Here is a 23,183-nt window from a genome sequence, read left to right as displayed (position 1 = left end):
CCGAAGCTGCGGGAAGGTTCACGTCATGCCTGCCTGTTCAGTTTCCTGGCATAGAGCCAGGCGATCTTGCGCTCATTAGGATAGCTGAGCACGCCGTCCAGATCGTCGAAATCGACCCAGATGGCGTCCTCGGCCTCATGATCGGGGTCGCCCTCAACGGTCAGCTCGCCGCCGACCTGTTTGAGCGCGAAATGATGCACGAGCTTGTGCACACGTTGGCTGGTTCCGGTGAACCAGTAGTCGATCGTCGCGATCGAATCGACCACCTCGCCCAGGATGCCCGTCTCCTCGTGCACCTCGCGCACAGCCGTCTGCTGTGGGGTCTCGCCTTTTTCGATATGGCCCTTCGGCAGGCACCATTCCAGATGCCCGCTGCGCGAATGCCGCGCGATGATCGCGACGCGGCCACGCTCGTCGAACACGAGTCCGCCCGCGGAATACTCGCGCACGACCGGCAGCTCCTGCGCGTCCAGAGATGCGAACGTTGTCGGGCCGTCTGACGAGCGACGCTGCGGCATGTTCGCCGGCGACGGCCTCGACGGCGTGACCTCGACGGCGATCTCCGCGTCGCTGGCGTCGCCGGTCAGCGTGCCCGGCGTGTCGGAATCGGCCGGATCCGACGGTTTGATCGTCGCCCGCACCCGGATGGTCGTGGATTCGAATTCCCCCGATTCCGCGTCATCCGTGCGCGCGGCGGAGGTCGTGGAGTACATCAACTTGTCCGGCGCCAACGGATCCAGGGCATGACGAAGCGACGCATGGTCGAGCATGCGTGCGAGGTCCGCTGGCGTAATCATGCTAACCACCTTACTCATACTTTGCGCAGGTGGGGTAACGCTATGCTGAGAAGAACAAAAGTTCCCCAAGTTGCGAAAGGGTGCGCGTGAATTTCGAAGTATGGCCCGAGGCCATCGAATTAGGCCGTTTGTTCGCCGAACAGGGCTATGAGCTGGCGCTGGTGGGCGGTCCGGTCCGTGACCTGCTGCTGCGCCGCAAGTCTCACGATCTGGATTTCTGCTCGTCGGCGCGTCCCGAGCAGTTCGAGCCGATCCTGCGGCGGTGGGGACGTGACGGCTTCTGGGATATGGGCCGCAAGTTCGGCACGCTCGGCGCGATGCGCCGCCGTCCCGACGGCACCGAAGTGCAGGTCGAGGTCACCACATACCGGTCGGACGTCTACGATCCGGACTCGCGCAAGCCCGAAGTCAACTACGGCGACTCGCTCGAAGGCGACCTGTCGCGCCGCGACTTCACCGTCAACGCGATGGCCCTGCGCGTTCCCGATCTCGAATTCGTCGACCCGTTCGGCGGCGCGAACGACCTCGCCAAAGGCGTGCTGCGCACCCCGGTCGACCCGCGCCAGTCGTTCGACGACGACCCGCTGCGCATGATGCGCGCCGTGCGGTTCGTGGCCCAGCTCGGCTTCTCGATCGAACCGGAGACGGCCGCGGCGATCACAGACATGGTCGACCGCATCGAGATCGTCTCGGCCGAACGCGTACGCGACGAACTCGTCAAACTGCTGCTGTCTGACCGTCCGCGCGCCGGCATTGAGGCGCTCGTCGAATCCGGACTCGCGGACATCGTCTTCCCGGAGATCCCTGCGCTGCAGCTGGAAATCGACGAACACCACCGTCACAAGGACGTGTTCGAGCACACGATGATCGTGCTCGACCGCGCGGTGGCGCTCGAGACCGGCGACGACGGCCCGGTGCCGCGGCCGGATCTCACGCTGCGCCTCGCCGCGCTCATGCACGACATCGGTAAGCCGAAGACGCGCAAGTTCGAGCCCGGTGGCAAGGTCAGCTTCCACCACCACGACGCGGTCGGCGCGAAGATGACGCGCAAGCGGCTGCGCGCACTGCACTTCGACCACCACATCGTCGAGGACGTGAGCGAGCTCGTGAACCTGCACCTGCGTTTCCACGGGTACGTGGACGAGCCGTGGACCGACTCGGCCGTGCGCCGCTACGTCAAGGACGCCGGCCACCTGTACGAGCGGCTCAACCGGCTCACGCGCGCCGACGCGACCACGCAGAACAAGCGCAAGGCGATGATCTTCTCGTCCGCGATGGACGAGATGGAGGACCGCGTGCGCGAGCTTAAGAAGAAAGAGGACTTCGACGCGATCCGGCCGGACATCGACGGCAACGAGATCATGTCGCTGCTCGGCCTGGAACCCGGGCCGATGGTCGGCCGCGCCTACAAGCACATGCTTGAATACCGTCTCGATAACGGCCCGGTCGAGCACGATGTGGCCGTGGCGGAGCTCAAGCGCTGGTACGCCGAAGCGGCAAACTGACCCGCAATGCGGAAAGGGTCGCACGAACGGGATTGTTCGTGCGACCCTTTCCGTCGAGGGGAGGCCGGATGACCTGCTGCCGTCACTGGGTGGCGGACTGGTCGGTGCTGATCGGCTCCACCGGATCGTGTTCGATCGCCTTGGGCAGGTTCGTGATCTTGTCGGCCGCCACGCAACCTGCAAAGCTCGTGATCTCCGTATCCGAACTCGGCACGTCCTTCTGGTCGATCAGATCGTTGAACGTCGCGCCCAGCACCACGTCGACGAGCATGTCGGTGCGGTCGTCCATGATCATCACCGCATCGTTGAAGTTCGCGTTCACCGTGTACGCCTCGGGAATCGCGTTCTTGCCGAAATAGATCGTCGTGCGCTCGACCGAGGTGTTGTAGACCGCATTGCCCTTCTTGTCGGTGCCGGTCTGCCAGTTGCCGGTCTGCACGTTCGGGAAGTTGCGGTTCGTGCCCAGCTCCTCGGCCACGGCGCGTGCGAAGCCGGCGAACTGTGTACCGTTGATCACGCGCACGCTGATCTTGTTGTTGTCCACGTACTTCACCGGATTGCCGTCCGAGTCCTTGGGCACGCACGGCACGGTCACGCCATAGTTCGGCTTCGTGGCGGCCGTCTTGATGCTGCCCAGTCCGAACACGTGGAAATAGAACAGAAGCGAGATCACCAGCGCCGTCGCCAGGGCCGTGACGGCGATACTGAACACCGTGCCCTGACGCTTGCGCATGTAGGCCTTACGGGCCTGCCGCTCGTCGTAATGTTCGCTCATGACCTTGCCCTCCGAATCGACTGGTTCAACATTAGCGGCACTCGCTGACGCGCGGGACGGCCGGGGCATCGGCTGCGATGATGCGGTCCACGCAGCGCGACGACGTCCAGTTGTCGCGTACGTTCGCAGCTGTTTCGTCGTCCGGTACGAACGCGATGACGGACGGTCCGGAACCGGAGACGAACGCCTGCCGCGCGCCCGCGGCAAGGGCCTGTTCGATCGCCTCGCCGCTGCGCGGATGCAGCGAGATGGCCGCATGCTGCAGGTGATTCGCATCCGTCTCGCCGTTGCGGTCGACGCCCGCGCCGACGAGATCATACTGCCGGTAGACGGCCGGCGTGCTGAGCGCGTCGTGATACGCGCCGATCAGCAGCGCACCGCAGTATCCGGCCTGTCTGAGATCGTTCGCAGCGCGGCTATCGTTGTCAATCGGTTCGATCTGTTCGCCGAAACCGGTGCCGTGCGCGTACCCGCCGCTCAGGCAGAACGGCATGTCCGCGCCGAGCGTCGCCGCGATCGCACGCAGCCGTTCGATCGGCCAGTCGAGATTCCACAGCCGGTTCAGACCGAGCAGCGTGCCGGCGGCGTCGGCCGAACCGCCTCCCAGACCGGCCGCGACAGGGATGCGTTTGTCGAGTCGGATCGCCACGTCGGGGGAGCGACCGCTTGCCTCGGCCAGCGCGAACAGGGCGAGGACGGCGTGGTTGCGGCGCATGTCGCTCGCCGTGGACGCGAGGTCGCCCAAATGGCCGCCCGCAAGATCAAGGGAGAAACCCGCGCCGGGTTCCTTATCGGTGAGGGTGACGGTATCGTAAACGCCCACGCCGCAGTAGATCGTGTCGAGCGCGTGCCGGCCGCCCCATTCGGCGCGGGGCGCGCCCACGTGCAGCGTGAGATTGGTCTTCGCCGGCACGTCCACGATGACCGACGTCATGACCGCACCTCCGCCGCAAGGCGCGCGAAATCGGCGACGGTGAGCGTTTCGCCGCGGCGGGTCGGGTCGATGCCGGCCTTGGCGAACGCCTCGTCCGGCACCTCGTGCTTGAGCGCCGCATGCAGCGTCTTGCGGCGCTGGCTGAACGCGGCGTCGATCAGACGGAACGTCGTCTCGCGGTCCGCGCCGCCGGCCAGTTCGGCCTGCGCCTGCGGCGTGTGGCGGTCGAAGCGCACGAGCGCGGAATCCACGTTCGGGGCCGGCCAGAACACGTTGCGGCCGATATTGCCCACGCGCCGCGCGGTGCCGTACCACGCCAGCTTCACGCTCGGCGTGCCGTAGATCTTGTTGCCGGGCGTCGCCGCGAGCCGGTCGGCGACCTCCTTCTGCACCATCACGAGGAACGAACCGAGGTTCTCGAACCGTTCGAGCAGCGTCAGGATGATCGGCGTGGCCACGTTGTACGGCAGGTTCGCGACGAGTGTGAACGAGTCGTTGTCGTTGAAATCCGGCACGTTTTCGGGCGTGACGGTGAGCGCGTCGCGGTTGACGACGCGGAACCGGTCGACCGCGTCCGGCATGAACTCCGCGATCGTGCGTGGCAACCGCTCGGCCACCGGCGGATCGATCTCGATCGCCGTCATGCGTGCTCCGGTCTCGAGAATCGCCAGCGTGAGCGACCCCAGGCCGGGACCGACCTCCATCACATGCGTGTCGGCGGTCACGTCGGCCTCGCGCACGATGCGGCGCACCGTGCCCGGGTCGATCACGAAGTTCTGGCCGAACTTCTTCGTCGGGCTGATGCCCGCGTCGGCCGCGATGCGGCGGATGTCCGCCGCGCCCAGCAGACGGCCCTGCTGTTCCTGTTCCTCGCCCATGTGCTCCCTCTCTGGTTCCGTCATCAGTACCAACCTACTTCCTGGAAGTACTTCCATGCCTTCGCTGGCGTGCCGTATCGTTGCGCGATGTAGTACAGGCCCCAGTCGATCTGGACGGCCGCGTCGTTCTTCCAGTCCGAGCCGAACGCCGCCATCTTGTTGCCGGGCAGCGCCTGCGGGATGCCGTAGGCGTGCGTCCACGAGTTCTCGGCGTTCCAGCGCCAGCTCGATTCGCGCGTCCACAGTTTGACGAGCGCCGTCCACTCGTCGCCCGTCCATCCGCGTTGTGCGGCGGCGCCGGCGGCATACGTCTGCGCCTGGGCGACGGTCGGGCGCCACAGGCGGGCGGTGGATTCGGAGTCGGTGGAGCTGCCGGAGTTCGAGCTGTTTGAATTCGAGTTGCCTGAGGAGTTGTTCGAATTGCCGGAGGAGTTGCTCGAACCTGAACTGCCCGAGGAGTTGCTCGAGGAGTTGCCGGAACCTGTGTTGTTCGATCCAGAGTTATCCGATCCGGAACCTGTATTGTTCGAGTTATTGGAGTTTCCGGAGTTGCCCGATCCGGCGGAACCATCGGAGTTCCCGTTTGAACCATTGCCGGTGGTGCCCGATCCGGAACTGTTGCCGTTCGAGTTGCCGGAATCATCATTGCCCGATCCGCCGCCGGAGTTTGACCCGGAACCGCCGTTTCCCGTACCGCCCGAATGCTGTCCGGAACCGTTGCCGGATGCTGAGTCGCCTGCGGTGCTGCCCTGCGTATTGCCCGACGTGCCGGAATCCGTGCTATCGTTCGCGTCGTTCTTGCCGGAGGTTCCCGAGTTATTGCCGGAACCACTACCCGAATTGTTGGAGGTGCCGCCCGAGGTACTCCCGGAAGAGGTGCCCGAGTTGCCGGTTGCGCCGCCGTTCGTGTCACCGGCGTCCTGCTTCGAGTCGCTGCCGGCCGAATCGGTCGAGTCCTGTGACGACTCCGACTTGCCATCGTTCGCGGTGCCGTTGCCGCTTGTGCTATCGTTCGCAGCGTCGCCGCTTGTGTCGGCGTCACCTGAATCGCTCGTATCGCTGCCGGACCCGTCGGACTGCGTCTTCTCCGGACCGACCGCGACGATCGTGTCGATCGCGATCTTCTCCGTCGTAGACGAGACGAGCGTTTCCGATTCGGCCACGCCGTCCACATACGTCACGTCGAACACCTGCCGTGTCGCACCATCTTCGCCCTGCTGACGGATCTCGGTCTGCCCGGGCTCCAGCGCGGGGTCGAGTATCGTCTGTGTGCCGTGCGGCACTGCGATCGTGCGCGTCTCCTGCTGATGCGTGATCCGCTGCACGCGCAGGATCGTCTCGTCGCCGTCCTTCTCGACGCTGATGCGGTCGTTCTTGCCCACGGTGATGCCCTTGGAATCGAGTATCGAGGCGGCCGGAAGCTTGCCGTTCGGCGCCTGCGAACGCTTGCCGTCGGCGATGACCGTGACCGGTCCGCACTCGTTGATCACCAGTCCTCCGGTCAGTCTGTTGTATACGTTGTCAATATTGACCGTGACCTTGGCCGCAGCGGCCTCGTTCTGCTCGAAGAAACTGAGCAGCTGCTCCGCGCTGGTTGCGGTCGTCCAGAACGGCACCTTCTGCCCGTCGATCGTGATCGTCGTCTGATATGCGCTGCGCACCGTGACGACCGAGCGGTCGGTGAGCCGGTCGCCGCCCGCGCTCGACTCCACCAGATCGTGCGTCTTGACCGTGATGCCCTGCGATTCGAGCAGCCGCTGCGCGCTCATTGCATACGTGGTCACGGTGGTCGTCTCGCCGTCGACGGTGATCGCCACGGTCTTGCGCGCGGTGAACAGGAACATGCCGACCGATACGGCCGTCACGATAAGGGCGCACGCGGCGACGCGAATACGACGCAACATCACCATCCGTTGCGGGGTCCAGCGTCTGGCCATCGGCTCCTCGTTTCTGTTGACGACTACGTGACGCATTGTATCGGTTCCGTCCGAACGGCGGCCGAAAACCGCCCCGCCGTCACCCATACCCGCACATTTGACGCCCCCGTTGATTCCGTCGCCTCCACCTCCCGGGCATACGGCCGCTGTTGCGTCCCGTACCGGCCGTATGCCCGGGAGGTGGAGGCGACGGATGGGGTTGGTCCCGGGCTTACGGCCGTTTGCGCCCTCCAAACCGGCTGTATGCCCGGGATTGGTGTTGGCGGATGGGGTTGGTCCCGGGCTTACTGCCGGTTTGCATGCCCAAACCGGCAGTAAGCCCGGGAACCATGCCACTCGGGGGTGTCGTCCCGTTGCCGTCATGGTTTCTTCCCGGGCTTACGCCCGTTTGCCTGCCCCAAACCGGCCGTATGCCCGGGAGGCCGGCGGTGCGCGGTTTTCTGTCCCGGGCTTACGGTCGTTTGCATCCCCCAAACCGGCCGTATGCCCGGGAACCATGACCGGTCCAGGGGGTGTCGTCCCGTTGCCGTCGCGGTTTCTTCCCGGGCTTACGGCCGGTTTAGGGGTAGGAGACGGCCGTAAGCCCGGGAGCGGGTGACTGGCTGAGAGACCGGGAGGGCGTCAAAGGTAAAGAAAAAAGGGGGCGGGAGAGAAGGGGAAGTTCCCGCCCCCCTATACATGGGCAGAGCCGGTTGGGGGAACGCCCTGCCCTTTTCACCAGGAAGCCACAAGTTGGGGGAAGGCTCCTGGGATCACTTACACGGGGTAAGTCTGGTCGCAGAAATCTGCTGGTATCTGTAATTATATACCGCGCTTGCGCGCGACGAGCCTCCTGTCGGGATCGAACCGACGACCTGCCGCTTACAAGGCGGCCGCTCTGGCCATCTGAGCTAAGGAGGCGTGAGCCGAAACACCGACGAACTTGTCGGCGAGCAACTCGAACCGAATGACTAGCATACCAGCACGTCCCGAATGTTCAATTCGTGACGTGTCTCGATATGCGAGTGGCGGTTCGCTCTCGCTGAGCGAGTCTCAGCGAGAGAAAACCGCCACTCGGGACCGCGGCAGGACCGTGTTGGAACTGCCAGGGCCGCGCCGGCACGATCATGCGTTCACGCGCCGCTACCGGTCACTCGCCGGTGGTCAGCGAGATCGGCTTGTCGCTCGAGCCGATCGACGGCAGCGTGCCTTCCGTGCCGATCTTGCTGCTGTCGAGGCCGATCGCCGCGGCGAATCCGTCGGTGATGCCCATCTTGGCCGTGCTCAGCTGGGTCGTATCCCAGCGTGTGCCGTTGATCGTGATCGTCGGCGTGGTGAACTGGCCCTGGTACGTGCCGGAGGAATGCTGCAGTTCGGTGCGCTTCGGCGTATACACGTTCATCGCGTCGAGCCAGTCCTGATAGTCGCGTCCATACGCCTTGTCGGCCACGGCTTGCGAGACACCGGCCTTGACGGCCTGTTCCTTGAGCTTGTCGTCGCTCACCGACTGGTAGTTCTGGGTGCCTTCCTCCGGCTGGAAATCCTCGGCGTACAGATTCGAGACATAGGTGAGCAGATGATCGGGATCGTCGTCGTGATCCGCGATGTACAGTGCGGAGTTCGCGGCGCGGCTCGAGTAGTCATCGGTCGAGTACGAATCCATGAACGACAGGAAGTGCAGTTCGAGATTGATCTGGCCGGCGTTGACCATCTTGATCAGCGTCGGATCGAGTTCGCGGTTCACCTGGCCGCAGCCCGGGCAGATGAAGTCCATGTAGATACCGATCGTCGGCGCACCGTCCACGGACTTGCCGTAGCCGTCCTTCGACAGCAGTATGCCGCCCTTCTCGTCGGCGCGCTCCGGCTTGGTCGATGCCTTCTGCACGGCCGAATACGCGTCGCTGATCGACATGTTCGCCTTCGCGTTTTCCTCGGCAGTCTTGCTCACCGAGCGCCAGATCGCGAATCCGCCGACCGCCACCAGCACCACGACGATGGCCACCGCGATGATGCCGATGATCGTCTGCTGCCTGCGTTCCTTTTCGGCCTTCTCCGCGGCCACGCGCGCGGCGGCTTCCTCTGCGGCCCGGCGCTGCGCACGGGTTTGCTGCTTCGCCGCTCGTTTTTGATTCTGTGCCATGAATACAGTCCTTTCGCCCTGCAACCTCGCCCATAATAACCGATGCCGACCGCGATTCCGTCGGTTTTCTCCCTGCTCGACGCTCTCGGCGGAACTGTTTCACACAGTGTTCATCAAGCAGGGTCGGCGCGGGGAATACGGGGTGAAGCGGGGGAGGCTGCCGGCACATGTGGAATGTCGGGCGCGGTGGGTGTACGAACGGCGTCGCGATTTCAGAGCAGGGACGTAGACAGTGCGCCGATCAACGGCCACCAGTCGATCGTGTTACCGAACAGCAGCGGGAGCGTTGCCGCGAACGTAAGCATGGCCCAGATCGCCAGCGATATCATGCCGCGGTGATTGGTCGGGCGACCGTCCGTTGCGCCGTATTCGTTGGTTCCCGGGTTCGCGAGCGACGGTGACGGTCCGCGCAGTGCGCCGCAGCCAATGCGCAGCATCGCGCCGCGCGATGCGAACGTTGACAGTATCCAGCCGACCGCCGCGCCCGCGCCCAGCGTGAGCCCGGACAGGGACATGCATGTGTCGTCGAGCAGGGGGATGGTCAGCATCCGGTCAGCGATGTAATAGGTCACGTGGGTCACCGGCAAGCTCAGCGCGAACGTTGCCGCCACTGCCATCGCTGTCATGATCGCGCAGATCGCCAACGTATGCGGCACACTTGCAGCCAGTGCCTTGAGTAGGTGCCATGGCAGACTCGCCGTGCGCTTGACCCCGTCGAACCGTTGGCGCTCGCCGCCGTGGCGGGTCTCGCGTTCGAGCTGCGATTCGGTGGAATAGCCGATCGTCAGCAGCAGCCATAGGGCACCACTGGCCGCGCAGACCGCGACACCTGGCATGCTGGCGGCCAGTATGGCCAGCGGGATCGTGAGCAGCCACAGCGGCAACAGGCCGCGCGTCAGATAGTCGGCGCGTTTCATGTCGGGGGTGACGAATGCCAGCTGCGGGAACGATTGCGCGTAGGGAAGCACCGGTGGCGGCGGGGTCGGCTGTGCGGCGGCGACCTCCTGCAGGAATGGCGGGATCGAGCCGGGCTGCGGTTCGACTGCGGCCGGCAGCGGCGGAATCGGGCTGATCTGCGCGGGGTCGGGCGAGGGCACGGCCTGCGTGGGTAGGGCTGTGGTGGTGCCCGACAGGACCGACGTTGGCACGGCTTCGCCGGACGATGCAGCCATGTTCGGCAGGACGGCAGTGGCGTATGCCGCATCGTTCGGCGGGACTGTCGTTTCGGACGGTGTTTCACGTGGAACAGCCGTGGCGGGCGCGGGGATGTCGTGCGGCAGCACTGTGGTGGCCGAGGCTGCTACGGCGGGTAGATTCGGGAGAACGGCGGTGGGGGATGGAGCGTCGTTGGGCATGACGGAGGTCTCCTGCGTCCCCTCGGTCTGCTGTGCGGACGGCTTCCCCTGAGGGAGAAGCGAGGGGGCCGGCTGCTCTTCGGTATACGGCGGTGCAGAAGACGCCGGTTGCTCCCCGGATCCTGCGGACGGGATGCGCGCCGGCTGGAATCCGGCTGATGCCGAAATGCCGTCGGTCAGGAAAGACGGTTCGTCGCGCCAAAGCAGTCGCGGGTTGCTCGCGACCGCGCCGTCAAAAGGGCGCACCACCTCGGTCGAGTCACTCGCGTCGGCTGTTTCGCTTGCGTCGAGGGCTGTCTGCGCGGCAGGCGCCGCGTCCTGCCATGCGCGCGGATTGAGTGCGTCCAGCGCGATGGCGTGCAGGAGCTGATCCGGCGTGCAGCGTTTGTTGCGGTCGGGGTTCAATGCGGCTCGGAAGGCCGCCATCGTGCCCGCCGGCAGGCCGGTCAGGTTCGCGTTGCCCGCGGCCGCGCGTTCGAGAACGGCCATCATCGGCTTGGTGCCGAACACCGGTTCGCCGGTCGCGGCGAACGCCAATACCGAGGCGACCGACCACCAGTCCGTCATCGCATCTGATTCCGCCCCGTCGATGATCTCCGGCGCGATGAATCCCGGCGTTCCCATCACCAGCCCGGTGCGGGTCACGTGGCTTTCGCCTCCGGTCATCGCGATGCCGAAATCGACCAGCACCGGACCCGCGGCCGACACCATCACATTGGTCGGCTTGATGTCGCGGTGCACGATCCCCGCGTCATGCACGGCCTTCACGGCCGCGATCAGCTTGCGCGCGAGCCGTTCCAGATCGTCGCCCGTATACCGTCCGTTGATGCGCACATCCTCGCGCAGGTTCTTGCCTTCGATCAGTTCGGTCACGATGAACGCGACCGAATCGTCCAGCTCCATGTCGACGATCCCGCACACGCCGGGATGATCGACCTTCTTCAGTGCCATTGCCTCGCGGCGCAAACGTTCGCGTGCGGTCACCCGTTCGCGAACGCTGTCATCGTTTTCATCATCCGTCGTATCGGTGAGCGAATCGCGCAGGATCTTCATCGCGTATTCCTGACCGCCGTCGTCGCGCACGCGCCAGACCGACCCCATCGCGCCCGCCCCCAGGCGCGACACCAGCGTGTACCCGCCGATCAGATCTCCGGGCTGCAAATTCAACGCGCTCAAATCGCTCATGCCCACCATCCTAGCCAACCGCCCGTTCGACCGGCATCATATGCTGCACGCCGGCAGAAAATCGCTCCTCCCACAAGTTCTCGCCGGTCGCATATGGTCTCGATGTGATCGCTGCCGGCGTGACTTCCGTGGAGGCTTACCGAAGCAATGCCCATTTCCACGTCGGCGTCACATGAATCGTGCCGGCCTCCGTATGAATCGCCTCCTCGTCGTGCAATGTCAGAATCATGCCGGAATCAAGTCCGGTGCGTCTCATCACCGCGCTCAGTGAGCCGATTTCACGGGATCGGGTCTTCTCGGCCGTCATGTACGCGGCGACCTGAACCAGCTCATACGGTTCGGCAGCCAGCGCGTCGCCGATAAGAAAATCAACTTTTTCCTGTCGTTCGTCGGGCACGGTGTACGAGGTCACCGCTTCCGTCCTCCGTCCGATGGTCCGTCTCCGCAATTCACAGAACACGGCCGTTTCCAGTCGTTTGCCGAGATCCTGCTGATTGGCTCGCGACACGGCGTATGCCATGCCCTGATCGACCGCGTAGATCTTGGGCACGCTGGTGCTGTTCGGCTTGAATGATGTGCGGTATTCGGGCAGTTCGTGGATCAGATACGCCTGTTTGAACAAAGTCAACAGCGTATTGACTTTGTCCCAGTACACCTTCCAGCCGTTGGCCTTGAGCGCTGCGACCAGCGAGTTCACCGATAGCTCACATGCCGTGTTGCGTAGCAGATATAGTGCGGTCTGCGTCGCCATCGCGATGTTCTCGCGGCCGAACCGTTCCGCGACGTCCCGTGCGACCACGTCGCGCATGTAGCCCTGCAGCATCTCGATGCGATCCGGTTCGTCAAGCCGCTGCACGCCGGGGAATCCGCCGGTGATCAGGTATCGTTCGTATGCGCTTTCGAAGTCGGTGATTTCTTGCGGTGAGAACACGTCTGCGGTATTGGCAGAGGGGGCGCCGGTCGCCGCATCATCTCGTTCCGGCACGGCGATGCCGTGGAACAGGCAGTACTCGCGGAACGATAGCGGTGCCATCTCGTGAGGGTGCGATCGGCCGCGGAAGTTCGTCGCGATTTCGTCGCTGGACAGCTTCGACGATGATCCGGTGATGACCAGTGTGACTTTCTCGTGTTCGGCGATCCGCTGGCAGAATCCCTGCCAGTTTGCACATTCCTGCACTTCGTCGAGAAACAGGTACGTTCCGTCCCGCCGGGCGTCGGGAACCTGCCGCCAGTATTCGTTGACGATGTCGTCCAGCACGGTGTCCGGCATCGGCAGCAGACGGTCGTCGGCGAAGTTGAAGTACAGGATATGGTCGCGCGGAACGCCGGAATCCAGCAGATCGCGGATTTTCTGGAACAGGTAGAACGTTTTGCCGCAGCGGCGGATGCCGGTGATGATGTGCACGATGTTGAATGCGGCCGGCTCGTCGAGTGTGCGGATGATGTCGTCGCGGCGGAACGGGGTTGGGAAGTCGAATCGCATCGACTCGCGCACCAGCATTGCGTATGATTCTCGCGGGTTGTCGGGGACCATGGTTCGCGCCTCCCTCGGCTGTGTTGCTGACTGCTTCTATGATATATCTTCTCAAAAATTTTGAGAAGATATGGGAAAACTTCTCAAAATTTTTGAGAAGTGCGCGGCAGTGTTGATGTTGGGTGGTGCTCGGCGCTGCGCGTAGACATGTTGTTGCGTTGCGGAAACACTGCGTGCTGCGTGCGATGATATCGGGATCGCGCCGCGCGGCGCTGCGGTATATTGTGGCGGTATGAGCGAAGATGCGACGAACGGCGGCACGCCCGGCATTCCTGGCGCGTCCGGGAAGCCCGGCACGCCTGACACATCCGGTTTGCCTGATGAACCTGGCGAACGTGCGACAACACCCGACGAGTCCAATGACGTGCGTACCACACCCGATAAGCCGCTGGCGGTGACCTACGTGCGGTATTCGCGCGGGGGCGGCGATGCGATGCCCGGCCGTCCGATGTTCCTGTGCCTGCACGGATGGGGGTCGAACGAAGACGATCTCGCCGATCTGATGCAGTACATCGCGCCGTACAACGACTACGTGTCCCTGCGCGCGCCGATCGTGCTGCAGGAACCGGGCGACGACGGCCGCACGTCCGGAGCCTACTCGTGGTTCGCGTACCAGCGGTCGGCGGCCGGTGCGATCCCCGCCGCGGACGACCTCGACCGTGACGCGTTCGCCGCTGCGCGCGCGATCGACCGGTGGGTCGACGAGCATGTCCCGATCGACCGCGACATCGTGCCGATCGGCTTCTCCCAAGGCGGCCTGTTGGCCATCCACCTGCTGCGCATCCATCCTGAACGCTACCGCGCGGCCGTCTCTCTGTCCGGTCCGATCGCGCCGGGCAACGTTCCCGGAACCGCACCGGCCGACGACCGTCTCGCGGATTTCGATACGCCGGTGTTCTACGTGTACGGCAAAAACGACGCGGTGATCCCCAAATACGAGCTGTTCGCGGCCGCCGCGTGGCTCGAGGAGCACACGTGGCTCACCACGAAAAGCTACCGCGCGCTCGGCCACGAGGTCAGCCTCGAGGAGTTCGCCGACCTGCGTCAGTGGCTGATGCTCAACGGCATCTCCTCTGGCGTGCTGTGATTACCGTTTCATGTCATTTCGAGCGAGGTGAAGCCGAGTCGAGAAATCTTACAGAGCCGTTGACCGGCAAGAGATTTCTCCGCTCGCTACGCTCGGTCGAAATGACGGGTGATGGATGGGATACTCGGTCGAAATGACGGGTGGAAGCGTCAGATGCTCGAATCGGCGTCCACGCTCATCACGTACACGTTGCGGCGCAACGTCTTCGCCTGCGCGCGCGTGATGTCGCCCGCCTCGAACATGTCCTGGATCACGCCCAGCTCGATGCCGTAGCTCTCGCGCTTGACGTCCTCGGCCATTGCGATCGTTTGCGCGCTGCCGCTCATGTTCGGCCGCGCGCGCAGCGCGGATTCGGCGCGACGGTAGTCGAGCAGCAGCATCGTGCAGTGCTCGGTGTTGTACTTGTCGCGCGTCATCTCCTCGTACAGTTGGTCGATCACGTGGTCGAACGCGTCGAGCTGCACCATGCGCGAGTGCGCGAAGATCGCGTCGTCGCTGATCAGCGGCGTCGTGCGGCGGATGCGGCTCGACGTGCGCCGGATCAACGTGAGCACACGCCGCTGCAACGCACGCGCGCGGCCCTTGATCTGCCACATCGCGCGGCCCGACTTGCGGTCGGTGTCGATATGCCGAAGCGAATTCATGATCTGATCCAGCAATCGTTCGCACGCCTCGATCTCCAGATCGCGGCTCGCCTGCGTGCCCTCCTTGCTGCGTTTCGTGTCGATCAGCCGCTGCTTGACGTAGTCCTTCTCCCAGCCGAGCGCATCGATCTGCAGCTGCGCGTACCCCTGCGGGTCGAGTTCGCCCGCGCGCTGCTTGAGTCTCGTGATGCGCTTCGTATACGAGTCGATCACCATCAAAATCGCGCGACGATTGTCGTCGGTCACGCGGCCGGTCAGCTCCTCGACCGTGCGCCGCAGCACCTCGATCGTGATCTCGGTCATCTCCAACGACGTGTCCTTCGACCGGTTCGGCGCAAGCAGCGGCAGCAGGAAGTTCGCCAGCAGCAGCGTCACGATGATCACGCCCGACGCGACGAAGATCAGCTCGTCGCGCATCGGGAACCAGTGGCCGTCCTCCAACGCGTATGGGATCGTGAACATCAATGACAACGTAATCGTGCCCTTCGCGCCGCCGAACGTCATCACCGCGGCCGAACGCAGTCGTTCCGGCGTCATCTTGCGCCGCTGGTGCGTGGTCACGTCGCGCGCGAGGCGCAGCATCACGCTCACCCACAGGAACCGCATCACGATCACCACGCAGGACACCAGCAGGATCACGCCGATCAGCAGCGTATTGCTCACGCCCGGATCGTCCCAGCTCGTGCCCATCGCGTCGGGCAACAGCATGCCGAGCAGGATGAACACTGCGCCGTTCAGTGCGAACGATAGCACGCCCCACACGCTGTTCGACACGATGTTCGTGCGCGCCACGTTCGGTCCGATGCCGGTGCGGTCGAAACGGATGAACAGCGCGGACGAGACGACTGCGAGGATGCCCGACACGTGCGCCACGTCCTCGGCCGCCAAGTACAACAGGAACGGCAGGAACAGCTCCATCAGGATGCGCGTGGTGGTCGTCTCCCAGCCGAGCGAGCGGATCGTCTCGAACAGCCAGTTCGCGACCATTCCGATCGCCAGGCCGAACAGTGCGCCGCCGATGAACGACATCACGAACTCGCCCGCGGCCTCGCCGACCTGAAACTTGCCGGTGACCGCGGCGGCGATCGCGAACTGGAAGCCGACGATGCCGGACGCGTCGTTGAACAGGGACTCGCCTTTGAGCACGCCCATCTGACGTCTGGTCAGCGCGGCCTCCTTGCCGAGCGAGCTGACGGCGACCGCGTCGGTCGGGCCGAGAGCCGCGCCGAGCGCAAGGGCCGCGGCCAGCGAGACGGCCGGCCAGATCGCGTGCAGGATCACACCGACGGCGACCATCGTCGCGATCGCCAGACCGATCGCCAATGACAACGATAGCTTGATCGATTTCAGCAGTTCGGACTTGTCGATCTCATGCGCCTCGAGATACAGCAGCGGCGCGATGAACAGCACCATGAACAGTTCCGGGTCGAGTTCGACATCCGGAAAAAACGGCAGCTGCGCGGCGATCGCGCCAAGCACGATCTGCACGAGCGGGGTCGATACCTTCGGGATGAACCGGCTGATGAACGAAGACAGCACGACCGCCGCGATGATGCACAGGATGAGTTCAAAAACCGCCACGTTCTCCTCCTTTTCCCGCGGCTGCCTTTGCCGTGTTCAGCCTACCAGCCCCGCGCTTCGCGACACGTTACGTTTTCGCTGGGCGATTGTGAGCGGGAACATGATTGGGTTTACTGGGCGCGAGGGTGGATTGTGTGGGGTGCGGCGATTCTTTGGGGGTGGCCGCATCGACTGGGAATTGCTGCGCTGACGGTTGCTCGGCGCGACTATTTTCGGAAATCAGCGGCTTCGTCCTGAATTTGTTGCGCTGACCGTTTCTGAACGCAACTATTTTCGGACGAAGCCGGTGATTTCCTGAATTTGTTGCGATGAGTCGCGGTAGTCCCCCTTGGTTTCTTTTCTGAAGGCAAGGCTCAGCAAATGTGCCACCTTCGCCTTACCGGCAGCGATGGAACCGGCCGTGGTTCCGTAGACTGGGATGCATGACGAATGACGAGGCGATGGGCCGCGCGTTGGCGCTTGCGGCCGAGGCGGCGGCGGACGGGGAGGTGCCGGTCGGTGCGGTGGTATTGGATGCTGGCGGCCGCGTGATCGGAGAGGGACGCAACGCGCGTGGGACGCAGCGGGATTCGGGCGAGCTGTTCGCGGATGATCTTCGGTTGATCGACGGTGCCAGGACAACGGTCGGCGGACTCACTGCGGATTGTGTGCATGACGTTAGTCGCGCGGAACAACTGGCAAAGGATACCTGTTTGCCGGAACACGGAACGGACAGTGACAGTGCTGTTGTGCACGATGATGTGGGGACTGGCGAGATGCATGAGACTCGCGCAGCCGATCCGCTGGCACATGCGGAGGTGCTGGCGATGCGTGACGCGGCGCGACGGCTGGGCAACTGGAATCTGGCGGACTGCACGTTGGTCGTGACGTTGGAGCCGTGCCCGATGTGCGCCGGAGCCTGCGTGCAGACGCATATCGGACGGATCGTGTTCGGAGCGTGGGATGCGAAGCTCGGCGCGTGCGGTTCGGTATGGGACATCCCGCGCGACCCGCACGTCGGCCATGTGCCGGAAGTGTACGGCGGCGTGCGCGAGGCCGACTGCGCCCGCATCCTCGCCGACTTCTTCGCCTTGCGCCGCTAGTTTCCTTTCGGGCGGGGTTGTGCTGCTTATACCGTCCCGCTTCCTCCCGGGCTTACGGTCGTTTCTGGGCTGTAATCCGGCCGTATGCCCGGGAAGTTGGCTGGTTGGTGGTGGTGTTCCCGGTGGTGTTCCCGGGCATACTGCCGGTTCCGCCCCTTAAACCGGCTGTATGCCCGGGAGGGGTGTGTGGCGGGCGGTCTGTTCCCGGGCTTACGGCCGGTTCAAGGTCCAAAACCGGCCGTAAGCCCGGGAAGTAGTGGGCCGTTCTGGGGAGTAGCGGGAGCGCTGGGGTGCGGGGGGGGGAGTAGCGGGAGTGCCGGGAGAGCGGGAGCGCCGGGGTGCCGGGGAGCGCTGGGAGAGCAGGAGCGCTGGGGATATTGGAAGTGCCGGTGGATGCTGGAGAGGGGTATTCACTTGCCGGGGTGCGGTTGATTCCCGTTTTTCTCCAGCCGCCGCAAACACTCCGCACCCTGACAAGGAAACCGCATCCGCGTACCATCAGTACCGGTACGCCAACCGGCCGCAGTCAGTCAGTCCGCAACCGTGCACTCGCCGTACCCGCCGCGAGCCGAATCATACGCAAGGGAGTAAGCAATGCCGCTGATCGAACAGTTCCAAGGCACCGCCGCCGACGGCACCGATCTGACCGCCATCTACGCCGAACAGTCCGCCGCAAACGTTGCCATCGCACTGGTCTTCCCCGACGATAACCTGCCGCGGTTTGTCCATTGGGGCCGCCCGCTCGCCGACCCGGGCACCGTCGTCAACCTGTACGACGCCCTGCGCCCGCAGCGTGTTTCCGGCGCGCTCGACGACACCGCATGGCCGTCCATCCTGCCCACGCAATCCGAATCCTGGCTCGGTGCGTCGCGGTTCGTCGTCCGCCGCGACGGCGTCGAACTGTACTGCAAGTTCGCGGTCGAGGCCGTCACCGCCGCACTGCCGCCGGCCGGTCAGCCCGACGATGCCGATTCGATCGATTTGTCTGATTTGGCTGGATCCGGCAGTGCCAACGATGGCAGCTCCCGCGATGCCGATTCGGCGGGACTGGCGGAGTCGGCCGGTTCTGCCGGTTCCAGTGGTATCAGCGATGCCGGCGATGTCAACGAACATCACGTTGCCGGTGGGATTGATCCCGGGCATACGGCCGTTTCCGAGTCGGAAACCGGCCGTAAGCCCGGGAGGTTGGGTGATTCCTGTCCGACTGCCGGAGGGGCGCTGTCATCTGGTGGTGCGGTTCCCGGGCATACGGCCGTTTCGGGGGTGGAAACCGGCCGTAAGCCCGGGGAGTCGGGTGACCCCCGTCTGACTGTCGGAGGATCGCTGCCGTCCGACGTTGTTCGCACCGCGCATGCCGCTACGCAGTCCGCTCATGTCACCGGCTCCGCACAGTCCGCGCGCGTCACCGTCGGCGATCGGCTCGCCGCAGACCGACCTGCGCGCGTCACGGTTGGCGACGAGCTCGCCGCAGACCGGCCTGCGCATGTTGCGGTTGGCCGGTCCGAACACGTCACGGTCGGCGACGAGCTTGCCGCAGCGCGCGACGCCGACCTGCAGCCGACCCCGACCATCACCGTTGAGGCCGCCGACCGCGAGCAGGGCGTCGGCATCACCTGGACCTGCGAACTCGACGGATCCGGCCTCGTCCGCCAAAAGCTCGAGATTGCAAACCTTGGCAACGGTAGTCTCGAGATCGGCCACGTCGAACTCGGCTTCCCGCTGCCCGCCGACACGTCCGAAATCCTCACTGCCACCGGCCATCACCTGCGCGAACGCAGCCCGCAACGCCAGCCGCTCACCGTCGGCCGGTTCGAAAAACTCGCGCTCACCGGCCGCCCCGACTTCGACGCGAGCCTGTTGCTGTCGGCCGGCGAACCGGGATTCGGCTTCACGCGCGGCGACGTGTACGCCGTGCACGTCGGCTGGAGCGGCAACAGTGTGCTGTCCGCGGAACGACTGCCGTACACGACCGGCGTGATCGGCGGCGGCGAGGTGCTGCTCGGCGGGGAAGTCACGTTGCCGGCGGCGAACGTTTGCGCTGATACGAGCGACAGTCCGACGGCTAACGATGTCACCGATGATCGTGCGATCGACCGGACGGAAACCGACGCGTTGCCCGCTGTGCCCATGACGTCTTCCACCTACACGACGCCGTGGGTCTACGGCTCGTTCGGCCACGGCCTGAACGAGGTCGCAGCGCGCTTTCATGCATACCTTCGCAACGCGCATCATGACTGGCGTCGCGCGCACGGCGTGCCCGACAAGCCGCGCCCGGTGATCCTCAACACGTGGGAGGCCGTGTACTTCGACCAGAATTACGACACGTTGACAGCGTTGGCAGACAAGGCCGCGGCGATCGGCGTGGAACGGTTCGTGGTGGACGACGGCTGGTTCGGTTCGCGCCGCGACGACACAAGCGGACTCGGCGACTGGCAGGTTTCGCAGGACGTGTGGCCGGACGGGCCGAAGAGTCTGCGATCGTTGGCCGAATACGTGCACGGACTCGGCATGGAATTCGGACTGTGGTTCGAACCGGAGATGGTCAACCCCGATTCCGACATGTTCCGCGCGCACCCGGACTGGGTGCTGCGCCCGACCGCGGGACGGCTGCCGATGCAGGGACGTTCGCAGCAGGTCGTCGATCTGACCAATCCGGACGCGTATGCATACGTATACGGTGCGATCGATACGCTGGTCGGCGAGCTCGGCATCGACTACATCAAGTGGGATCACAACAAGCTCGTGACGGAAGCCGTCTCGCCGCGCACCGGCCGTCCTGCAATCCATGCGCAAACGTTGGCCGTCTACCAGATCTTCCACGATCTCAAGGAAGCGCACCCGCGGCTCGAAATCGAAAGCTGCTCGTCGGGAGGCGGCCGCGTCGATCTCGGCATCCTCGAACTCGCGGATCGCATCTGGGTGTCCGACTGCGTCGACCCGGTCGAACGCGCGGACATCCAACGGTACACGTCGCTGCTCGTGCCGCCGTTCATGATGGGCGAGCACGTCGGCGCGAGCCCCGCCCACTCCACGCATCGCTCCACCAGCCAGGAGATGCGCATGGCGACCGCGTTCTTCGGGCATCTCGGCGTCGAATGGAACCTGCTCAAGGAACCGGATGCGGACGTGGCCAAGCTCGGCGAATGGATCGCGGAATTCAAGAAGCACCGCGAATGGTTTGCGGTCGATACGTGCGTGCATTCGGACTGCTCCGACCCGGCCGTGCGCGTGGACGGCATGGTCAAGCCGGACCGTTCCGCCGCGTTCTACCGGTTCACGCAGCTGACCACTTCGGCCACGTACCCGGCCGCGCCGATCCGCGTGCCCGGACTCGACCCGGACGGCACGTACCGCATCCAGCCGCTGTGGCTCGATCTCGATCCGATGGGACTCGGCATCGGCAACGAGCAGTCGCCGCTCGGCTGGTGGACGCCGGACGGCGTGCTACTCACCGGTCGTGCGCTCGCCACCTACGGCCTGCGTCCGCCGACCCTGCATCCGGCGCAAGCCGTGTTGTTCACCGCCATTCGGCAGTGAACAACGCCGACTCACGCCGGATGCCTTCGCGGGCGCATATAGCGCGCCCGCTCACTTCGCCTACGGGAAGTCCACTGGGCTTCCCGCTTAACGGCTCAGCCGGCGCAAGCGGTGTTGTTCACCGCCATTCGGCAGTGAGATCGGGCACGGGACGGGTTGCGCCCCCAATTCCGTCTCGTGAACGCGCCGGGCGAGTGGGCATGCGACTGCTTGACTCGTATCCTTGAACGCAGACGGAACAACCGTACGAGAACAAGAACAACCGTACAACAGCGAGCAAGGTACCCTCAAGCAAGGCAACCACGAGCAAAGGAGCCAACGATGACCGCCGCAAATCGCACCAGCCTTCCAGACAACGTTCGCACAAACGGCGCAACCCCGAACCCGTGGTGGGCGAACGCGGTCGTCTACCAGATCTACCCGCGTTCGTTCCAGGACACGAACGGCGACGGATTCGGCGACCTCAAGGGCATCACGAGCCGACTCGACTACCTCGCCGACCTTGGCGTCGACGTGCTGTGGCTGTCCCCGGTCTACAAAAGCCCGCAAGACGACAACGGCTACGACATCTCCGACTATCAGGATATCGACCCGCTGTTCGGCACGCTCGACGACATGGACGAGCTGCTGGCCGAAGCGCACCGGCGCGGCATCAAGATCGTGATGGACCTCGTCGTGAACCACACGTCCGACGAACACGCGTGGTTCCAAGCGTCACGCGACAAGAACGACCCGCACGCCGACTGGTACTGGTGGCGCCCCGCCCGCCCCGGCAAGACGCCCGGCGAGCCCGGTGCCGAGCCGAACCAGTGGGGCTCGTACTTCGGCGGCTCCGCATGGGAGTACGACGAGATACGCGGCGAATACTATTTCCACCAGTTCTCGAAAAAGCAGCCCGACCTCAACTGGGAGAACCCGGCCGTGCGTCGCGCGGTGTACGACATGATGAACTGGTGGCTTGATCGCGGCGTCGACGGGTTCCGCATGGACGTGATCACGCTCATCTCCAAGCGCACCGACGCGGCCGGCCGACTGCCCGGCGAACCCGGCTCCGAGCTCGCGGACGGCCCGGTCGGCGAGGAGGGCTATTCGAACCCGAACCCGTTCTGCGCCGACGGCCCGCGTCAGGACGAGTTCCTCGCCGAAATGCGCCGCGAGGTCTTCGCCGGCCGCGACGGCTTCCTCACCGTCGGCGAGGCGCCCGGCATCACCGCGGAACGCAACGAGTACATCACCGATCCGGCCCACGGCGAACTCGACATGCTGTTCCTGTTCGACCACGTTGACTGCGATTGCGACGGCGTCAAGTGGAAGCCGCTTCCGCTCGACCTGCCGCGATTCAAGCGGATCATGGCCGGCTATCAGTCCGCGGTCGAGCGCGCCGGTTGGACGAGCCTGTTCACCGGCAACCACGACCAGCCGCGCGTCGTCTCTCGGTGGGGCGACGACTCGTCCGAGGAGAGCCGCGTGCGTTCGGCCAAGGCGCTCGGCCTGATGCTGCACCTGCATCGTGGCACCCCGTACGTGTATCAGGGCGAGGAGCTCGGCATGACCAACGCCCGCTTCACGAGCCTCGACCAGTACCGCGATCTGGAGTCGCTCAACGCGTATCGTCAGCGCGTCGAGGAGGCGAAGGTGCAGACAGCCGAGTCGATGATGGCCGGTCTGGCCGCGCGCAGCCGCGACAATTCGCGCACGCCGATGCAGTGGGATGCCTCGAAGTACGCCGGATTCACCGCGCCGGACGCTGCGGCCGAACCGTGGATTTCGGTCAATCCGAACCATGTGGAGATCAATGCGGCCAGCGAATGCGACGATCCGGATTCGGTGTACGCGTTCTACCGGCGGCTGATCGCGCTGCGGCACGACGATGCGACCGTTGCGGCCGGCACGTGGGAGCTGATCGACGCGGACGACGAGCACGTGTACGCGTTCGTGCGCGCGCTCGGCGACGAGCGGCTGCTGGTCGTGGTCAACCTGTCCGGTCGTACGGTCGATCTGCCGGCCGAGTCCGCGGCGTTGCTTGAGGGGGCGACTGGTGCGGCTGGTACGGCTGCTGAGTCGGTGACCGCCGCAACCGGCACAACCACCTCGCCGCTCGCCGAGTCGATCGTGATCTCGACCTACGACGCCGCGCACACGGCCGAATCGCTCACCAACCTCACGCTCGCTCCGTGGGAAGGCGCGGTCATCCGCCTGTGACGATCCGCGATAGCGCCGCCTGCAATAGCGC

At 64.7% G+C, this 23,183-nt stretch carries 14 protein-coding genes and 1 tRNA gene; 5 read left to right on the top strand and 10 right to left on the bottom strand.

What is annotated here, in order from left to right; all coding sequences use genetic code 11:
• Window positions 1-23: 23 nt before the first annotated feature.
• Window positions 24-797: an NUDIX hydrolase gene (locus tag KIH76_RS11685; protein WP_214374457.1), complete on the bottom strand. Its 774-nt coding sequence runs from the start codon at window positions 795-797 to the stop codon at window positions 24-26.
• Window positions 798-883: 86 nt separating this feature from the next.
• On the opposite strand from KIH76_RS11685, the gene KIH76_RS08150 reads away from it, so the two are divergent.
• The gene (locus KIH76_RS08150; RefSeq protein ID WP_214374455.1) at window positions 884-2,302 is read left to right on the top strand and encodes a CCA tRNA nucleotidyltransferase; all 1,419 of its coding nucleotides are present in this window, start codon (window positions 884-886) and stop codon (window positions 2,300-2,302) included.
• 82 nt (window positions 2,303-2,384) lie between these two features.
• Here KIH76_RS08150 and KIH76_RS08145 read toward each other — a convergent pair whose 3' ends face one another.
• The 8 genes from KIH76_RS08145 to KIH76_RS08110 all read right to left on the bottom strand — a co-directional run bounded on the left by KIH76_RS08145 (window position 2,385) and on the right by KIH76_RS08110 (window position 13,019).
• A complete protein-coding gene (locus KIH76_RS08145) occupies window positions 2,385-3,077 on the bottom strand; it encodes a LytR C-terminal domain-containing protein (protein ID WP_219070246.1) in 693 nt (230 codons plus the stop codon).
• Between the two features lie 31 nt (window positions 3,078-3,108).
• A complete protein-coding gene (locus KIH76_RS08140; protein ID WP_219070244.1) occupies window positions 3,109-4,011 on the bottom strand; it encodes a 4-(cytidine 5'-diphospho)-2-C-methyl-D-erythritol kinase in 903 nt (300 codons plus the stop codon).
• Window positions 4,008-4,913, bottom strand: coding sequence for a 16S rRNA (adenine(1518)-N(6)/adenine(1519)-N(6))-dimethyltransferase RsmA (gene rsmA, locus KIH76_RS08135; RefSeq protein WP_219070242.1), 906 nt, complete (start codon window positions 4,911-4,913; stop codon window positions 4,008-4,010). The genes KIH76_RS08140 and rsmA overlap by 4 nt, the downstream gene beginning before the upstream one ends.
• Window positions 4,913-6,862: an aggregation-promoting factor C-terminal-like domain-containing protein gene (locus KIH76_RS11785; RefSeq protein ID WP_420829266.1), complete on the bottom strand. Its 1,950-nt coding sequence runs from the start codon at window positions 6,860-6,862 to the stop codon at window positions 4,913-4,915. Before KIH76_RS11785 ends, rsmA begins: the two co-directional genes overlap by 1 nt.
• A gap of 790 nt (window positions 6,863-7,652) precedes the next feature.
• Window positions 7,653-7,726, bottom strand: a tRNA-Thr gene (locus KIH76_RS08125).
• 229 nt (window positions 7,727-7,955) lie between these two features.
• Complete coding sequence (locus tag KIH76_RS08120) at window positions 7,956-8,945, bottom strand: DsbA family protein (protein ID WP_214374450.1); 990 nt, start codon at window positions 8,943-8,945, stop codon at window positions 7,956-7,958.
• A 212-nt stretch (window positions 8,946-9,157) separates the two neighbouring features.
• Window positions 9,158-11,494 (bottom strand): serine/threonine-protein kinase, encoded by a 2,337-nt coding sequence (locus tag KIH76_RS08115; protein WP_214374483.1) that lies wholly within the window; start codon window positions 11,492-11,494, stop codon window positions 9,158-9,160.
• A gap of 127 nt (window positions 11,495-11,621) precedes the next feature.
• Window positions 11,622-13,019 carry an ATP-binding protein gene (locus KIH76_RS08110; RefSeq protein ID WP_236036919.1) on the bottom strand — a complete coding sequence of 466 codons (1,398 nt, stop codon included), beginning with the start codon at window positions 13,017-13,019 and terminating at the stop codon, window positions 11,622-11,624.
• 232 nt (window positions 13,020-13,251) lie between these two features.
• On the opposite strand from KIH76_RS08110, the gene KIH76_RS08105 reads away from it, so the two are divergent.
• Window positions 13,252-14,106: an alpha/beta hydrolase gene (locus KIH76_RS08105; RefSeq protein ID WP_236036918.1), complete on the top strand. Its 855-nt coding sequence runs from the start codon at window positions 13,252-13,254 to the stop codon at window positions 14,104-14,106.
• A 149-nt stretch (window positions 14,107-14,255) separates the two neighbouring features.
• Here KIH76_RS08105 and KIH76_RS08100 read toward each other — a convergent pair whose 3' ends face one another.
• Entirely contained in the window at window positions 14,256-16,331 is a 2,076-nt protein-coding gene (locus KIH76_RS08100) for a cation:proton antiporter (RefSeq protein WP_219070240.1), read from the bottom strand.
• A gap of 422 nt (window positions 16,332-16,753) precedes the next feature.
• Here KIH76_RS08100 and KIH76_RS08095 point away from each other — a divergent pair, with 422 nt between their 5' ends.
• The 3 genes from KIH76_RS08095 to KIH76_RS08080 all read left to right on the top strand — a co-directional run bounded on the left by KIH76_RS08095 (window position 16,754) and on the right by KIH76_RS08080 (window position 23,152).
• Window positions 16,754-17,413 carry a nucleoside deaminase gene (locus KIH76_RS08095; RefSeq protein ID WP_214374448.1) on the top strand — a complete coding sequence of 220 codons (660 nt, stop codon included), beginning with the start codon at window positions 16,754-16,756 and terminating at the stop codon, window positions 17,411-17,413.
• 594 nt (window positions 17,414-18,007) lie between these two features.
• The gene (locus tag KIH76_RS08085) at window positions 18,008-20,950 is read left to right on the top strand and encodes an alpha-galactosidase (protein WP_236036917.1); all 2,943 of its coding nucleotides are present in this window, start codon (window positions 18,008-18,010) and stop codon (window positions 20,948-20,950) included.
• A 321-nt stretch (window positions 20,951-21,271) separates the two neighbouring features.
• Complete coding sequence (locus KIH76_RS08080; protein WP_219070238.1) at window positions 21,272-23,152, top strand: glycoside hydrolase family 13 protein; 1,881 nt, start codon at window positions 21,272-21,274, stop codon at window positions 23,150-23,152.
• Window positions 23,153-23,183: the final 31 nt, after the last annotated feature.

The organism is Bifidobacterium simiiventris (assembly GCF_019331715.1).
Classification (GTDB): domain Bacteria; phylum Actinomycetota; class Actinomycetes; order Actinomycetales; family Bifidobacteriaceae; genus Bifidobacterium; species Bifidobacterium simiiventris.
This window is presented reverse-complemented; position numbering and strand designations above follow the sequence as displayed.

Excerpts from the sequence above, each read along its gene's own strand:
- KIH76_RS08105 (WP_236036918.1), top strand. The coding sequence starts at position 13,252 with ATGAGCGAAGATGCGACGAACGGCGGCACGCCCGGCATTCCTGGCGCG.
- rsmA (WP_219070242.1), bottom strand. The coding sequence starts at position 4,913 with ATGACGGAACCAGAGAGGGAGCACATGGGCGAGGAACAGGAACAGCAG.
- KIH76_RS08145 (WP_219070246.1), bottom strand. The coding sequence starts at position 3,077 with ATGAGCGAACATTACGACGAGCGGCAGGCCCGTAAGGCCTACATGCGC.
- KIH76_RS08140 (WP_219070244.1), bottom strand. The coding sequence starts at position 4,011 with ATGACGTCGGTCATCGTGGACGTGCCGGCGAAGACCAATCTCACGCTG.
- KIH76_RS08115 (WP_214374483.1), bottom strand. The coding sequence starts at position 11,494 with ATGGTGGGCATGAGCGATTTGAGCGCGTTGAATTTGCAGCCCGGAGAT.
- KIH76_RS11685 (WP_214374457.1), bottom strand. The coding sequence starts at position 797 with ATGATTACGCCAGCGGACCTCGCACGCATGCTCGACCATGCGTCGCTT.
- KIH76_RS08110 (WP_236036919.1), bottom strand. The coding sequence starts at position 13,019 with ATGGTCCCCGACAACCCGCGAGAATCATACGCAATGCTGGTGCGCGAG.
- KIH76_RS08120 (WP_214374450.1), bottom strand. The coding sequence starts at position 8,945 with ATGGCACAGAATCAAAAACGAGCGGCGAAGCAGCAAACCCGTGCGCAG.
- KIH76_RS11785 (WP_420829266.1), bottom strand. The coding sequence starts at position 6,862 with ATGCGTCACGTAGTCGTCAACAGAAACGAGGAGCCGATGGCCAGACGC.
- KIH76_RS08085 (WP_236036917.1), top strand. The coding sequence starts at position 18,008 with ATGCCGCTGATCGAACAGTTCCAAGGCACCGCCGCCGACGGCACCGAT.
- KIH76_RS08080 (WP_219070238.1), top strand. The coding sequence starts at position 21,272 with ATGACCGCCGCAAATCGCACCAGCCTTCCAGACAACGTTCGCACAAAC.
- KIH76_RS08095 (WP_214374448.1), top strand. The coding sequence starts at position 16,754 with ATGACGAATGACGAGGCGATGGGCCGCGCGTTGGCGCTTGCGGCCGAG.